Source organism: Leclercia sp. UBA5076, assembly GCF_002416465.1.
Classification (GTDB): Bacteria; Pseudomonadota; Gammaproteobacteria; order Enterobacterales; family Enterobacteriaceae; genus Enterobacter.
The window spans coordinates 424,279-438,665 of the sequence record NZ_DIAO01000018.1; the positions used below are offsets into that span (position 1 = coordinate 424,279).

Annotated in this window: 17 protein-coding genes and 2 pseudogenes; 11 read left to right on the top strand and 8 right to left on the bottom strand. The window is 57.3% G+C overall.

The window, feature by feature from the left end; genetic code table 11:
• Positions 1-52 precede the first annotated feature (52 nt).
• Both cybB and B3X29_RS19270 read left to right on the top strand, forming a co-directional pair.
• Positions 53-580, top strand: coding sequence for a cytochrome b561 (cybB, locus tag B3X29_RS19265; protein WP_103179774.1), 528 nt, complete (start codon positions 53-55; stop codon positions 578-580).
• 9 nt (positions 581-589) lie between these two features.
• Positions 590-1,858 (top strand): MFS transporter, encoded by a 1,269-nt coding sequence (locus B3X29_RS19270; protein WP_231736490.1) that lies wholly within the window; start codon positions 590-592, stop codon positions 1,856-1,858.
• A gap of 77 nt (positions 1,859-1,935) precedes the next feature.
• Here the strand turns inward: B3X29_RS19270 and B3X29_RS19275 are convergent, their stop codons facing one another.
• Both B3X29_RS19275 and B3X29_RS19280 read right to left on the bottom strand, forming a co-directional pair.
• A complete protein-coding gene (locus B3X29_RS19275; RefSeq protein WP_103179773.1) occupies positions 1,936-2,154 on the bottom strand; it encodes a hypothetical protein in 219 nt (72 codons plus the stop codon).
• A 121-nt stretch (positions 2,155-2,275) separates the two neighbouring features.
• On the bottom strand, positions 2,276-2,458 hold the full coding sequence (locus tag B3X29_RS19280) for a general stress protein (RefSeq protein ID WP_103179772.1): 183 nt from the start codon (positions 2,456-2,458) through the stop codon (positions 2,276-2,278).
• 319 nt (positions 2,459-2,777) lie between these two features.
• Here B3X29_RS19280 and B3X29_RS22620 point away from each other — a divergent pair.
• The 3 genes and pseudogenes from B3X29_RS22620 to B3X29_RS19290 form a co-directional block, all read left to right on the top strand.
• A pseudogene (locus tag B3X29_RS22620) lies at positions 2,778-3,006 on the top strand (hypothetical protein); the annotation flags it as partial.
• Between the two features lie 18 nt (positions 3,007-3,024).
• A complete protein-coding gene (locus B3X29_RS19285; protein ID WP_159339383.1) occupies positions 3,025-3,909 on the top strand; it encodes a dihydrodipicolinate synthase family protein in 885 nt (294 codons plus the stop codon).
• Between the two features lie 280 nt (positions 3,910-4,189).
• On the top strand, positions 4,190-4,609 hold the full coding sequence (locus B3X29_RS19290; protein WP_103179769.1) for a translesion error-prone DNA polymerase V autoproteolytic subunit: 420 nt from the start codon (positions 4,190-4,192) through the stop codon (positions 4,607-4,609).
• A gap of 17 nt (positions 4,610-4,626) precedes the next feature.
• Here B3X29_RS19290 and B3X29_RS19295 read toward each other — a convergent pair whose 3' ends face one another.
• Positions 4,627-5,544 (bottom strand): LysR family transcriptional regulator, encoded by a 918-nt coding sequence (locus tag B3X29_RS19295; RefSeq protein ID WP_159339382.1) that lies wholly within the window; start codon positions 5,542-5,544, stop codon positions 4,627-4,629.
• A 117-nt stretch (positions 5,545-5,661) separates the two neighbouring features.
• On the opposite strand from B3X29_RS19295, the gene B3X29_RS19300 reads away from it, so the two are divergent.
• Positions 5,662-6,153, top strand: coding sequence for a GNAT family N-acetyltransferase (locus tag B3X29_RS19300; RefSeq protein WP_103179767.1), 492 nt, complete (start codon positions 5,662-5,664; stop codon positions 6,151-6,153).
• 79 nt (positions 6,154-6,232) lie between these two features.
• Here B3X29_RS19300 and bdcA read toward each other — a convergent pair whose 3' ends face one another.
• Positions 6,233-6,946 carry an SDR family oxidoreductase gene (bdcA, locus tag B3X29_RS19305; RefSeq protein WP_159339381.1) on the bottom strand — a complete coding sequence of 238 codons (714 nt, stop codon included), beginning with the start codon at positions 6,944-6,946 and terminating at the stop codon, positions 6,233-6,235.
• A 76-nt stretch (positions 6,947-7,022) separates the two neighbouring features.
• Between bdcA and B3X29_RS19310 the strand changes: the two genes are divergently transcribed.
• Entirely contained in the window at positions 7,023-7,613 is a 591-nt protein-coding gene (locus B3X29_RS19310) for a TetR/AcrR family transcriptional regulator (RefSeq protein WP_159339649.1), read from the top strand.
• Between the two features lie 29 nt (positions 7,614-7,642).
• Here B3X29_RS19310 and B3X29_RS19315 read toward each other — a convergent pair whose 3' ends face one another.
• Positions 7,643-8,398: an SDR family NAD(P)-dependent oxidoreductase gene (locus B3X29_RS19315; protein ID WP_103179765.1), complete on the bottom strand. Its 756-nt coding sequence runs from the start codon at positions 8,396-8,398 to the stop codon at positions 7,643-7,645.
• Positions 8,399-8,556: 158 nt separating this feature from the next.
• On the opposite strand from B3X29_RS19315, the gene B3X29_RS19320 reads away from it, so the two are divergent.
• On the top strand, positions 8,557-9,435 hold the full coding sequence (locus B3X29_RS19320; RefSeq protein ID WP_290561747.1) for an AraC family transcriptional regulator: 879 nt from the start codon (positions 8,557-8,559) through the stop codon (positions 9,433-9,435).
• A 16-nt stretch (positions 9,436-9,451) separates the two neighbouring features.
• Here B3X29_RS19320 and B3X29_RS19325 read toward each other — a convergent pair whose 3' ends face one another.
• Positions 9,452-10,381: an aromatic alcohol reductase gene (locus tag B3X29_RS19325; RefSeq protein ID WP_159339380.1), complete on the bottom strand. Its 930-nt coding sequence runs from the start codon at positions 10,379-10,381 to the stop codon at positions 9,452-9,454.
• A 138-nt stretch (positions 10,382-10,519) separates the two neighbouring features.
• On the opposite strand from B3X29_RS19325, the gene B3X29_RS19330 reads away from it, so the two are divergent.
• Positions 10,520-11,425 carry a LysR family transcriptional regulator gene (locus tag B3X29_RS19330; protein WP_159339379.1) on the top strand — a complete coding sequence of 302 codons (906 nt, stop codon included), beginning with the start codon at positions 10,520-10,522 and terminating at the stop codon, positions 11,423-11,425.
• Here the strand turns inward: B3X29_RS19330 and B3X29_RS19335 are convergent.
• Positions 11,422-12,345 carry a LysR family transcriptional regulator gene (locus B3X29_RS19335; protein WP_103179761.1) on the bottom strand — a complete coding sequence of 308 codons (924 nt, stop codon included), beginning with the start codon at positions 12,343-12,345 and terminating at the stop codon, positions 11,422-11,424. The genes B3X29_RS19330 and B3X29_RS19335 overlap by 4 nt on opposite strands.
• A 91-nt stretch (positions 12,346-12,436) precedes the next feature.
• On the opposite strand from B3X29_RS19335, the gene B3X29_RS19340 reads away from it, so the two are divergent.
• Both B3X29_RS19340 and B3X29_RS19345 read left to right on the top strand, forming a co-directional pair.
• Positions 12,437-13,303, top strand: coding sequence for an MBL fold metallo-hydrolase (locus B3X29_RS19340; protein ID WP_159339378.1), 867 nt, complete (start codon positions 12,437-12,439; stop codon positions 13,301-13,303).
• Positions 13,300-13,383 (top strand): annotated as a pseudogene (locus B3X29_RS19345) (NmrA family NAD(P)-binding protein); the annotation flags it as partial. The gene B3X29_RS19340 and the pseudogene B3X29_RS19345, both read left to right, overlap by 4 nt.
• A 64-nt stretch (positions 13,384-13,447) precedes the next feature.
• Here the strand turns inward: B3X29_RS19345 and B3X29_RS19350 are convergent.
• The gene (locus B3X29_RS19350) at positions 13,448-14,353 is read right to left on the bottom strand and encodes an SDR family oxidoreductase (protein ID WP_103179760.1); all 906 of its coding nucleotides are present in this window, start codon (positions 14,351-14,353) and stop codon (positions 13,448-13,450) included.
• Positions 14,354-14,387: the final 34 nt, after the last annotated feature.

Below are 14,387 nucleotides of genomic sequence, written 5' to 3' on the forward strand. Positions count from 1 at the left end.
TAACTGAAGCTGGGTTATTTTACGTTTTTTAGCCTTCTGTTCAGGAAAGACTATGCGCAATAAATACACCGGCCTGCAAATCACGATCCACTGGCTGGTTTTTCTGCTGGTGATCGTGGCCTACTGTGCCATGGAGTTTCGCGGCTGGTTCCCCCGCAGCGACCGCCCACTGATCAATATGGTCCACGTTTCATGCGGCATCTCTGTACTGGTGCTGATGGTCGCGCGTCTGCTGGTGCGTCTTAAGTATCCCGCGCCGCCGATTGTGCCTAAGCCAAAACCGATGTATATCGGCTTATCGCATCTGGGGCACCTCGCCATCTATCTGCTGTTTATTGCGCTGCCGCTGATTGGGCTGGTGATGATGTATAACCGGGGCAATACCTGGTTTGCGTTCGGGCTGGGGATGCCGCACGCCGCCGAGTCCAATTTTGATCTCGTGGACACGCTGAAAGCGTGGCACGTCACCCTGGCGAAGCTGGGCTATTTCGTTATCGGGATCCACGCCTTTGCCGCGCTGCTTCACCACTACTACTGGAAAGACAATACCCTCCTGCGCATGATGCCGAAAAAACGCTAAGGGGATCCTGTGTCCCGTAAGCTGCGCAAAGTGCTGTTTGCCACCGGTGTCGGCCATTTTGTTGAATGGTTCGATTTTGGGCTTTACGGCACGCTGGCCGCGTTTATTGGCCTGCACTTTTTCCAGGCTGACGATCCGGCGTTGGCGCTGCTGTCGTCGTTCGCGGTCTTTGGCGCCGGGTTTGTGATGCGTCCGCTGGGCGGGCTGTGGTTTGGCTCCCTCGGGGACCGCATCGGACGCCGGAGGGTGCTGGCGTCGGTGATCATGCTGACCTCGGGCGCCACCTTTCTGATCGGACTGCTGCCCACTTATTCGCAGGTGGGGCTTCTCGCCACGGTGCTGCTGGTGCTGGTGCGTCTGGTTCAGGGATTTGCCGCCGGGGGCGAAAGCGCAGGAGCCACCACCTTTCTGGCGGAATATGCTCCCGCCCGCCGCCGGGGCTACTTTACCAGCTGGATCGATAACTTCGGCTTTCTGGCTTTTGTTGCCGCCTCTGGCCTGGTGCTGCTGCTCACCACGGTGCTGGGAGAGGCGGCAATGAAAGAGTGGGGCTGGCGCATTCCCTTCCTGCTCGCCGGGCCGCTGGGCTGGATTGGCCTCTACCTGCGCACCCATCTTGAAGACTCTCCCGAATTCCTGGCGCTGAAGCAAAGCCATAAAACCGAGGCCGCCCCGCTGCAGGTGGCGGTCACCACCGAGCGGCGCGCGCTGGGCTTCTGCATCGGTTTTGTGGTCATCAAGGCGGTGGGGCACTGGATGCTACAGGCCTTTATTCCCGGCTACCTGACGACGGCGCTGCGCTTTCCGACGCAGCAGGCATACCTTATTACCACGCTCGGGCTGTTAGCTGTGGCGGTGATGGTGCCCTTTATGGGGTATCTGTCGGACAGGTTTGGCCGCAGGCCGCTGATGCTGGCGGGCTGCATGGGGTTTATCCTCCTGAGCTGGCCTGCCATGGGATTGATGGCGCAGGGCGATGTCGTCTCCGCGCTACTGGCGATGCTGTTGCTGGGGATCTGCATTGCCGCCTTTGACGGGGCCTGCTGCGCGGCTATCGCGGAGCTGTTTCCTACCCGGATTCGCTTTGGCGGTATCGCTATCGCCTATAACGTGGCGGTGGCGTTCTTTGGCGGTATCACGCCGTGGTTCTCGGCCTGGCTGGTTCTGAAGAGTGGCAATCCGCTCGCCCCCGCGCTGTTTGTCATGATGGCCGCCCTGATCACCTTCCTGACGGTGTTACGGGCGAAAGAGAGCGCCGGATTGCCGTTGCGTCGCTAGGGGCGGCATAAAAAAGCCCGGCGGGGAAGGCCGGGCAAAAAAATAAACACAACAAATTTGCATCACTTAACAGCTGATTACTTCAGATCGCGGTGCGCCATGGCGTTGACCAGGTACGACTGACGCTGACTGAGCCTCACTTCACGGTCAGCGTCATCACGCTTGATGATATTGAGCGCCGGGCCGCCGCTATCCGGCGAACGCGTACACTCTGCATCCTCCGGAATTATCCAGCCAACATCATCACGGGTGCGATGATTATTGCGTGCGTTACGAACTCTTCGTCTCAAATGCATACTCTAACCTCCGTATAATATATCGGGCTGCGTTTGCATGGTGTGGCAAAATTGCCGCTCGGTACGTCCATGAATATATTGTCTGACATATCGCCGTTAGCGGAAGATATATCGCAGCGGATTACGCTGCGGGTTTGCGTCCGCCACCGCGACTATTTTGTCCGCCTTTTTTTCCCGCTTCGGATGCCCGCTGCGGGTCGTTCTTAAAGTTACCGCCGCTACTCTGTCCGCCTTTACGGCCCGCCTGGGATGCACGCTCCCGGTCTTCTGCGAAATTGCCGGAACCGCCTCGATGATTAGCCATAACTTGTCTCCAGTTTTTCGTTGAGAATACTTTTAAGGAAAATTAACTTCCTCAAATGCGTGCACAAATAAATCTAGACAGAACGGAACAAACGTCAATAAGCCTCCCGATGCGTTTTTTCCTTGCTCATGGCTAACAAATTTTATTTTTTCACCGGCTCCAGGGAATATATCCTCGCTAATAAATAAGTTAGCATTTCTTATATATCTGACGAATAATTTCCGGGTGGTAAAGGGTGTTTGCAGATTCATAAAATAATTCCCTTTCTGAGGGAATTTAAGATAAGTCTTAGCGGCTCTGCTCAGGCTCAATGCCCGCGATGGCCCGTAAATCGGGTGGCTGGCAGGTGATCAGCCGGGCGCTGATTATCGCACTACCTTTCATGGTGGTTGCCGCTCTGCTGACAATGCCTGCATCATTGCATGGGACAGGCTTTTCGGGCTGGGGCTCCCGCCACGCTGCTGCATGAGAGGGTGAGCCCGTTAATGGTATTTATCATCTTTGACGTGATTCTTTATGTCGTGGAATCACGAAAATTTGGCCGCTAATTTTATAAGGGATTCAGGATGTTTACAGGTCTGAGCGCATTTCCTCTCACGCCGTTGGTAAAGGGGGAGATTGATGAAAACGCCTTTGTTGCGCTGATTGAGGCGCTGGCGGCAGCGGGGGTAAATTCCATCGGCGCGCTGGGCTCCACGGGGAGTTACGCCTACTTAACCCGGGAGCAGCGTTTCGCCGCCACAAGGCTGGCGGTGAGTGCCGCCGCGGGCGTGCCGGTGATGACCAGTATCGGCAGCGTCAACGCAGAAGAGATCGTGAGACTGGCAGAGGATGCGCAAAAGGCCGGGGTGAGCGGTCTGCTGCTGGCCCCGCTCTGTTACCAGAAACTGACGGCGGAGGAAGTGTTCCGTCTGTACGAGCGCCTCTGCGGTGAAATTTCCGTTCCGCTCTGTATCTACGACAACCCGGCGACCAGCGGCTTTGAATTTAATGATGAACTGCTGGAGGCGCTGTCGTTTTTACCCAACATGGGTTCCATCAAGCTCGGCGATCTGCCTGCCGATCCGGCTGACGCCTTAGCCCGTGTGGCGAAGCTGAAAAGCCAGGTGGCGGCGGGGGTGACGATTGGCATCAGCGGTGATGCGCAGTCGGCTGCCGGTCTGCTGGCAGGGTGCGACGTCTGGTACTCGGTGCTGGCCGGACTTTTCCCGGATTATTGCCTGCGGTTGACGCAGGCGGCGCTGCGGGGGGATGTGGAGGAGACCCGGCGGCTTAACGGCGCGCTGGAGCCGTTATGGAGATTCTTCCGTCGATACGGGAGTTTGCGGGTGATCGCGACGGTGGCGGAGCTGCGGGGAAGGGCTGCGGCGCCGTGTTTGCCTTTTCCGTTGCAGACGCTGGCGGGGGCGGAGCGGGATGCGTTGCAGGAGGTGGCAGAGCGGGTTTTGTAGGCCCGTGCAAGCGAAGCGCCGCCGGGCAATGCGCGGGCGGCCAGGCGATATCACCGAACTGATGGCAGAGGAGCGGGAGCGTGCCCGCACCCTCTGTATCCTTCATCAGCCTGTTTGAAGACCTCCAGGCCAGAAAACATTTACAAAACAAATATTTCTAATTGCAATAATCACTTGTAAGCGAAGCGGTTAAGAAATAAACCGCCGTTGTCGGCCTGCGACTTGATTGCGCTTCGCGCCACGACTACTGTATATAAAAACAGTATTCGAGGAACGAATCATGGAGTTTTACCAACTTTCAGCGCTGCGCGAGGTGATTGCGCTCCCCCTTTTCAGCGATGTGGTGCAGTGCGGTTTTCCCAGTCCGGCCCAGGACTATGTTGAACAGCGTATCGATTTAAACAAATTACTTATTCAGCATCCCAACTCGACCTACTTTGTGAAGGCGGCCGGGGATTCGATGATTGACGCCGGGATCGGCGACGGCGATCTGCTGATTGTCGACAGCGCCAGAACGGCGCAGCACGGGGATATTGTTATCGCCGCGGTGGAGGGGGAATTTACGGTAAAACGCCTGCAGCTCCGGCCCCGGGTACAGCTTAACCCGATGAACAGCGCTTATTCGCCCATCCTCGTGAGCAGCGAAGAGTCGCTCGATATCTTTGGCGTGGTGACCTATATCGTGAAGTCGGCGGATTAGGCTGCATACACCGGATCTTACCGATCGCATATCGCCAGAATTTGCTCCCTCATCCACACATGTCCGGGTGAGTTACCCAGCGTAGGGCTGTAATAGGCCTTCAGGATGTACTGCGGTGTCGGGAAAGGGGGAGCAAAAACCATCAGGTTTTTCATATCAAAGATCGACGCTATTCCTCTTTTGGGCAGCGTGATCGCCAGATCGGACTGGGAAACAATCAGAGGGGCGATCATCAGACTGGGAAGTTCCACGACGATCCGGCGACGTACCTGCTGGCTTTCCAGATAACGATCGATCATCCCGCGGCTTTCCAGCCACGGGCGCACCACCACATGCCCGGCACTCAGGTAACCTTCCTGCGTCAGCAAATCCTGGATATGCGGATGACCACGGCGCACGGCAACGACATAGTCATCGGTAAAACAGGTCATGGATTCGATGCCGCGTCGGGAGGGCTTTTGCTCCTCTTCGAACCCCAGGGCAAAATCGACCTTACCCGACAGCAGATCGTCATCGGCATTAAAATCCCGCGAATAGACAAGCTTAAGGGTGATGCCTGGCGCCAGCTGATTGACCCGTGCCACCAGCGCGGGCAGGATCACCGCGGCGGTGTAGTCCGTTACGGCAAAGGTGAATGTCTCCCGGCTTTTTTCCGCTTCGAAATCCCCAGACTCGAGCAGGCAGGAAGAGAGGCTGCCTAACGCCCCGGAAACCTTCGCCGCGATGCTTTCCGCTTTGGCCGTGGGCACCATCCGACCGCCGGTACGCACGAAAAGCGGATCTGCAAGCGCGACCCGCAGGCGGTTCAGGGCATGGCTCAGCGCCGAAGGGCTAAGCGCTTGCTCATTGGCGGCAGCCGTGACGCTGCCGTGCCGGTAGAGAGAATCGAAAACCAGCAGTAGATTCATATCGAGCTTACGTAAGGGTGAATACATATTTTCCCGGAATCCGGTTAAGTGCATATTATACAGTTTACTATTGCATAACATGCAGCACAAACATGCCGGGAACAAGGTATTCTGTCGCCCACAACATGACGAAGAGGCAAAAATATGACTACCCCGGTATTCCGCCAGGCAACCGCAGCTGACATTGATCGTTGCCATGAGATTGAAAGGATGTCCTATGAAGGGGATGAAGCGGCAACGCGCGAAAAAATTGCAACCCGCATTAATCGCTACCCGGAAGGCTTTCTGTGCATAACGCTGGAGGGCGAAGTCATTGGATTCATTAATGCGGGCTGTGCATGGGACGTGGTGATGTCCGACGAAGCGTTTAAAGAACTGGTGGGCCACGATCCGGATGCCCCAAACGCAGTAATCATGTCCGTGGTGGTACATCCGGATTTTCAGGGACAAGGCTATTCGTCATTGCTGATGCGTGAATTCGTGTCACGCATGAAGGCGATGCATAAAAAGACCATTCACCTGATGTGTAAAGATCGCCATGTCGATCTGTACGCCCATTTTGGCTACCGCTATATCAGGCCGTCGGAGTCCGATCACGGCGGGATGGCATGGCATGAAATGATGATGATGCTTTGATTTATCCTGCGTATTACCGCCGGCAAACATTATTCCGAGCGCTTCGTCAAGCGCCTCGCTGACCCCTCCCTCTGAAAGATTATGCGCCAAAGGCGCCGTCGATGGTGTGCATGGCGCCTGTCACGAATGACGCCTCCGGGCTCGCCAGCCAGGCGACCATGCCCGCCACTTCCTCAGGACGCCCGTGTCGTTTAATTGCCATAAAGCTGTGCATCAGCTCCTTCATGGGGCCATTCTCTGGATTCGCATCGGTATCGATGGGGCCGGGCTGTACGACGTTAACCGTGATCCCGCGTGGGCCAAAGTCACGCGCCAGGCCGCGCGCCAGTCCTTGCAGTGCCGATTTACTGACCGCATAAGAGGCCATCCCCGGAATGGGCATGCGATCGCCATTCACGGAACCGATGACAATAATGCGTCCGCCGTCCGGCATTTGCCGGGCCGCCTCAACCGCGGCATGGTAAGGCGCGTGAATGTTGATCCGGAAGAGGCGATCGACGGCGTCGCTATCCTGCTCCAGCGCATCGTCAAAGAGCGCAATGCCTGAGTTGACGACCAGAACATCCAGCGGCCCGCTGTCACGCACGAGTTTAATTACCGCATCCCGGTCGGCGCTGTCGGTCTGTACCGCCACGCTTCCGGTTTCAGCGGCCAGCTGCGCGGCGGCGTCTGGCGATCCCGCATAGCTGAACACCACCGATGCGCCCTCGGAGGCAAAGCGCCTGACGATAGCCGCGCCAATGCCACGACTTCCGCCTAAAACCAGTACCGATCTCTTTTGCAGTGCAGCCATAAAACGTTCCTTATGATATTGTAGTGGTCATTACAATATGCGTCGGCTACATGTGCCGTCAAGGAGTAATGTAGTGATCACTACAAAAAAGAGCCGTACCCCAGGACGACCTCGCCGGTTCGATCCTGAGCAGGCCATTGAAACTGCCCAACACCTCTTTCACTCGCAGGGTTATGACGCGGTGAGTGTGGCCGATCTGACGAAGGCGTTCGGCATTAATCCCCCCAGCTTCTATGCCGCTTTTGGCAGCAAGTTGGGGCTTTACACCCGGGTGCTGGAGCGGTATAGCCATACTGGCGCGATCCCCTTTACTGAACTCCTGCGTCACGACCGCCCGGTGGTGCAGTGCCTGATGGATGTTCTGCACGACGCGGCAAAACGCTATGTGAACGATCCGGCGGCGGCCGGGTGCCTGGTGCTGGAAGGGATCCATTGCAACGATCGGCCTGCCCGCGAGGCGGCAAGCGAATTGCACGCTGCCGCAGAAGAGACTATCCGGGCCTATATTGCCCAATACTATCCGCACGAAGCCGTTCGGCTGACCGACTTTATCAGCACATTGATGGCGGGACTGTCGGCGAAAGCACGGGCAGGGGATAGTCTGGCGCGTCTGCAGGAGACCGTGCGCCTGGCGAGGCTGGCCCTGGCGCCGTTACTTCCGCGCTGAGGCCAGACCCGGTTCTTATGGCGTGGGGATCAGATGGTCTGTCCGCCCGACACCTCGATACGCTGGGCAGTCACCCACCGGTTGTCGTCACGCAGCAGGCTGGCGACCATCGGTCCGATATCATCGGGAACGCCGACACGCCCGAGCGCGGTCATGGCGGCAAACTGTGCGTTAACATCGGCGTTGTCGCGCACCAGGCCGCCGCCGAAATCGGTCTCAATGGCCCCTGGCGCGACGGTATTGACGGTGATACCGCGCCCGCCCAGCTCGCGGGCCATATACACGCCCAGCATCTCAACCGCCGCTTTTGCCGCGGCGTAGGCCGAGAATCCCGGGTAGGAAACCCGGGTCAAACCGGACGAAAAGTTAACGATCCGCCCGCCGTCGGCCAGCATCGGCAGCAGCGCCTGCACCAGGAAAAACACCCCTTTGACGTGAACGTCGAACAACCCGTCGAACTGCGCTTCGGTGGTATCGGCCAGGGTAGCAAACTCACCGTGACCGGCGTTGTTAATCAGATGATCGAAGGTGTCGCGCGCCCAGACTTCAGCAAGCTGCGTGCGCAATGTTTCAGCAAAGCGCGGGAAACTTGCCGTCTGCGCCATATCAAGCTGGAGGGCAATCGCTTTGCGTCCCAGCGCGCGGATCTCCGCGACAACCGCTTCAGCCTGCTCGGTGTTTCCTCTGTAAGCGACAATGACATCACCCCCCTGTTGTGCAATGGCGAGGGCGGTACGACGGCCGAGGCCACGGTTGGCGCCGGTGATAAGTGCGATTTTATTCATGACAGCTCCTGTCTGTTGAGTGGTATCACTACAGTAGGAGAAGCCCCTCTGTGGCCATTGCCCGATCCTTGTGAAGTTTTGCCCATTTCTCTTCCAGGAGGGTGTTCTGTCGCCAGTTATCACATACTATCGTTAAAAAACTTGCCCGAAAGGATCCTATGCCTGCTGCACTGTTCGAGCTTTGCCGCCGCTATGCTGATACGCACGCTGACCGTAGCGGGGTTGCTGCTACGCCGGTTCCGGGGTTGACGATTGTCCGGGCTTTGCATCCCGGCGATTTGCAGGCGGCCATCAACAAACCGCTGATTGCGATGCTGTTGCAGGGACGCAAATGCGTCACGACCGGTACTGAACGTTTTGACTATGGCCCGGGCGAGGCGATGGTGATTGCTGCGGATGTGCCGACGATCAGCCAGATTACCCAGGCCAGCCTTCGCCATCCCTACTATTCCCTGGTGCTCGAGCTGGATACTGCCATCCTGCGTGAGCTTCAGGCGCTGGCACCCGCAGGGCAGGGTGACGGGCCTTACGTCGGCATTGAACCAATGAATGCCGGGGTGGCGGATGCCGCTTACCGGCTGGCAAGACTGTTTGACGACCCGCCTGCGCTGGCGGTCCTGGGTGAGGGATTACGCAGAGAGCTGCATTACTGGCTACTTCGCAGCGTACACGGGGCGGCTATCCGTGCCCTTGGCGCAGCAGAGAGCTATTCCGCACGCATCAGCCGCGCGGTCGCGGTTTTGCGTAAGGATTTTACCCGCACGATAAGCGTTGAAGAGCTTGCCGGCGTGGCGGGAATGAGCGTTTCCGTGTTCCATCAACATTTCCGGGCTATCACCACCACCTCGCCGTTACAGTTTCAGAAACAGCTGCGCCTGATCCACGCCCGTCGGCTGATGCTGACAGAAGGAACTGCCATTGCCCAGGCGGCCTACAGGGTAGGCTATGCCAGCGTGTCGCAGTTCACCCGGGACTATGCCCGGATGTATGGCGTGCCGCCGGGGCGTGACAGGCGGCTGGCTAAAGCCAGCGCCTGAGGCCGGAAGACAAACGTTAAATGGCCGTTTTGAGCCAGGAGGCAATATCCTGCGTGGGCAGATTGTTCCGCGCATTCCAGGTTTCACTCATCGGCCACCACACTCCCTCTCCCCGGGCAAAGGCGACGCGATAGCGCAGCATCGGATCATCCGGCTGTAAACGCAGTTCTTCCTGTAAGGCGGGCAGCGTGAATACGCTTTTCGCGAAGGTCTGTTTTGTGACGCGTTCAACCGTTTCCGCCAGTTTGCCATAGGAGGTCGTTTCCCCCGCGACAAAGACCACCTCGTTGACGATACGCGGCTGCTGCAAATAGATCGCCGTGGTCAGCCGGCCAATATCCGCGGGTGAGGTCACGGTGACCTGGGTGTCCCATCCTCCGAGAGCATGAAGGGTTCTGTTGGCTAAATTCACCACATCAAACGCCGGTTCGAAGAGAAAGCTGGTAAACATACCGGTTGACACAATCACCCACTCCGTCGCGCGCTGTTCCCGCAACAGGGTTCTGACCTCATACTGCTCGTCCCAGACGGGTTGGCCGCTTCCTTTGCCGACCACATCGTAATTAACGCCAAACTGCCAGGGGAAGTAGCGTCTCACGCCCGCTTCCAGCACCGCGCGGGTAATTTTTATCTGGGTGCCTGCACCGGCGATAAAACCCATGCAGTTGATCACCGTATCAAAGCCAGCAAAGTGGGGTTTTAACGATTCAATCGTACTGGCTGCAACGTCAACGGCCATAAATGTTGCGCCTGAATCAGCCAGTCGCTGATGATCATCGGCCAGCAGGTTGCCCTGTTGATCCAGTGACCCGGGCGAGACGATAACCGAGACGCTGCCGTTTCGCCGTGTGACTGCCGGGATCAGAAAATCCAGTACGGCGGTGCCCAGTTGTCCCGCTCCCAGCACCAATACTTTTTCGCCCTGATTAACATTGCGCTCTGTCATTTTTATTCCTCATCTTTGTCAGCAGCTTGTTTGCTGCTATTAAGGCCATTTTATGGCAGGGTGGTTTATGCGATAAGAGGCTGAGGACGGGTTAAACTGTTCGTGAAAATGGCATAATCAGTCGGTCTGGAGGGCAATATGGATAAGCTGGAAGCAATGCAGGTCTATGTCGGCGTGGTGGATACCCATAGCTTCGCCAGGACAGCCGAAGCGATGGGATTGCCGCGTTCAACGGTATCCCGCGTGATTAAGGATCTGGAAGCCTGGCTCGGGATCAAGCTTCTGCAGCGAACCACCCGCACACTCAGCGTGACCGCCGATGGCCGACGGTACTATGAGGATTGCAAACGCGTGCTGGCTGATATTGCCGCCATAGAATCCTCTTTTCCTGGCCGGGCGGCGCAGCCCAAAGGGCGTTTCAAGGTGGGGATGCCGCAGTCGCTGGCCCGGCACTGCATTCTCCCGAGGCTAGCGGAGTTTCTGCAGCTGTATCCTGAGCTGGAGTTGATGCTGTGTTCCAGCGATAACGTCGAAGATATCATTCAGGAAGGGTATGACTGCGTGATTCGTACCGGCAGAATCGACGATTCAACCACGCTGGTGGCTCGACCTCTCGCGAACTTTAAGTGGGTGGTTCTGGCCTCTCCGGCATACCTTGCCGCCCATGGTAAGCCGGAAAATATTGATGATCTGGAAAGGCATTACGCCGTTGGCTATCTCAACCATCGCACCGGACGCACCACCGACTGGTTTTTTACCCTTGAGGAGGGCGATTGCGCGATCCGGATGAAGGAGACGCTGGTTGTCGATGATACCGACGCCTATATTCAGGCCGGTATACAGGGGCTTGGGGTAATCCGTGTCGCCAGCTATCTGGTTGCGCCTTACCTGCAAAACGGCGCGCTCATCGCCTGCATGGATAACCTCTCTTTTGATTTGCCGCTTTCGCTGGTCTATCCGCAAAACAGGTATTTACCGCCTTCGGTGCGCGCATTTTATGACTGGAGCCGCGCGGTGCTGCAACAACCTGTGAGGGGGGCTTAAACGCGCTGTATGGCTCTTTTTAACTGCTCCACCAGCCAGTTCAGCGCCGGATCCTGCGCCCGGCGCTTGTGGCGCAACAGACACAACGTAAACGAGGGATAATTCACGGGCGTGGCGCTGGTGCGTAAAGCAAAATGCTGCTGCCATCGTCGGGCCAGTCCGTCGGGAACCGTGGCGAAAACGGGCATCGTGGTTAACAGCAGAGGAAAGGTGGAAAAATTGGCCGTCACGTAACGCACGCGCCGCTGCAACCCCTGGCTGGCAAGCTGCCGGTCAATTTCACTGTGGCTTGATTCGCGATACGACACCATAACATGTTCATAAGCGATAAAGTCGTTTACCGACAAGGGCCCTTCACAGGGGATCTGCTCTGCTGACCAGAGCGTCGAAACGCCCATTGTCATGACGGGCTCGCTCACGATCTCTCCCGTGCTCTGCTTGTTCAGCGAAACGGCAATATCAATGGCATCCTCCTCCAGTAATCGACGTACCTGAAAGGGATCGGCGGGGAGACTATGCAGCGCCACGCCAGGTGCCTGATGGGCGATGGCGGGCAGGAGATCCGGCATCAGCCAGTGCTCGCTCCAGTCGCTTATGCCCAGGCGAAAGGTCCGTTTTGCCGTGGCGGGAGAGAAGTCCTGAGCGCCAAAAATGACGGTATGCAGGTTTTCCATCAGCGGTTGCATATGAACCATCAAGGCTTCGGCGCGCGGTGTCGGCAGCATCCCCCGGGCCGCGCGAACGAACAGCGGGTCATCAAACATCTCCCGCAGTCTTTTCAACGCCCCGCTGATGGCCGGTTGCCCAAGATGCAGCACCTCTGCGGTACGGGTGACGCTCGCTTCCCGGTATAACACCAGAAACACCGTCAGGAGATTCAAATCTATCCGGTTAAAATCATTTTCAATGATTTTCTTCATCATGTTAATCAATTTGAATGTTATTTATCCCAGCAGCATAGTGAATCTCAACCTGGTAAATCAACTATGCCGAGAACAGGCGGAGGGCGTTATGCAATCTTACCGGATAGGCGACACGGTTATTTTTAAGATCATGGAGCGAGAAATTAAAATACCAACAGCGGAGTTATATCCTGATTATCTCCGGCCCGCAGACGCAGAATGGGCCCGTCAGAGCGTACCGCTGTCGATCCACAGTTGGGTCATACGTACTCCCGACGATATTATTGTGATTGATACCGGCACCGGTAATGGTCGCGAACGCGGTGGTAATCCGTTTTACCATCAATTGCACACAGGCTACCTGGAGAATTTTCTGGCCTCGGGCATTAAGCCGGAAGAGGTGACCCTGGTATTACTGACTCACCTGCACACTGACCATGTTGGCTGGAACACTCTCTGGCGGGATAACCGCTGGGTGCCGATGTTTCCCAACGCGCGTTATATCTGCTCTGAGAAAGAGCTTATTCGGGTACAAAACAGTGAACGCTACCGGAATTTATGGCTCGACAGCCTGCTGCCGGTGATTGACGCGGGCCTGCTGGAAACCGTTGATGTGGCCGCGCAGCCGGTATTTAGCGGCAGAATTTCTTATACCCCCATGCCCGGGCACAGCCCCGATCATGCGGCGTTGATCCTCTCCGCGGGCGGCGAATATGCCTTCTTTGCCGGGGATATTGCACATTCACCGTGGCAGTTTAGCCACCCGGAATGGAATTCGGTGTTTTGCAGCGACCATCACGAGGCGGAAAAGTCACGGCGTCGGGCGATGGCATGGTGTGCGGAACATAACGCCCTGTGGTGTAGCGCCCATTTCGCTGGCTCCTCCTGCGGCTGGCTGAGTGTTGATGAACATGGGCACTATCGCTGGACTGATGCGAATGACACGCCAACCTTTTTCGGGAGTACGCAACAATGAACAACGCTTCTGTGATTCTGGTTTTTGGCGCGACGGGTCAGCAGGGCGGCTCGGTCGCGAATGCGCTGCTTAACAACGGCTGACTGGGCGTATAACCGGTAGGGCGTTTTCCCGGCGTCACAACGGTGACGCCGGGCGGGATGGCTAGCGGGAGGATAACAGCGGCGCGTAATCCATATTCTCCAGATCCTCGAGCAGGCCGGGGCCGGTGGGATGCCAGCCCAACTGCTGACGTGTCCAGGCGGAGGATGCGCGCAGGTTTATGGCGGCGAAAATAGCGAACCAGCCAAAATGCGCTTCAGCCTCTGAGGAGGGGAGCGAGATGTACGGCAGATCGAGCTTGCGGGCAATGATTTCTGCGATCTGCCGGAGGGGCACCCCTTCTTCGGCAACAGCGTGGTAGCGTTGACCGCTTTCGCCACGCTCCAGCACCTGTCGGTAGAGCGCGGCGACATCGCTGACGTGCGCCGCCGACCAGCGGTTATCGCCCTCACCGATGCAGGCCACAACGCCTTTCTCAATCGCGTGCTGAATATACCAGGTGATGAGGCCCTGGCGCCGGGTATCATGCACCTGTGGCAGACGCACAACCTGCACATTAACACCTTCAGCAAGCAGCGCATTGCCTTCAGTTTCTGTTGCCACCCGGGGATGGCTGTTCCCGGCGTTAAAGTGCTTTTCCTGCGCTAATGCCGTGGCGGTGTCATCGCCCATGCCGGTTCCTGACGTGATAATCAACGGGCGATCGCTGCCTTTCAGCGCCTGGCCCATGGCATGGATAGCCCGCCGATCCTTTTCACAGTTCTCGACGAAACGGTGAAAATCATGATCAAAAGCCGTATGGATCACCGCTTCCGCATGCTGTGCGCCCGCCGCTAACGTATCGGGGTCATCCAGGGTTCCGCGATGAACCTCCGCCCCCGTATTCCTGAGCGCCTGCGCGCTGCTCTCCGAGCGGGCGAGCGCGGTAACCTGATGTCCGGCCGCCAGCAGTTCAGTGAGGATCCGGGAGCCAATAAAGCCACTTGCGCCGGTAAGAAAAACTCGCATAACACACCTCCAGAGTAGGGTTCCGGAACAGAGT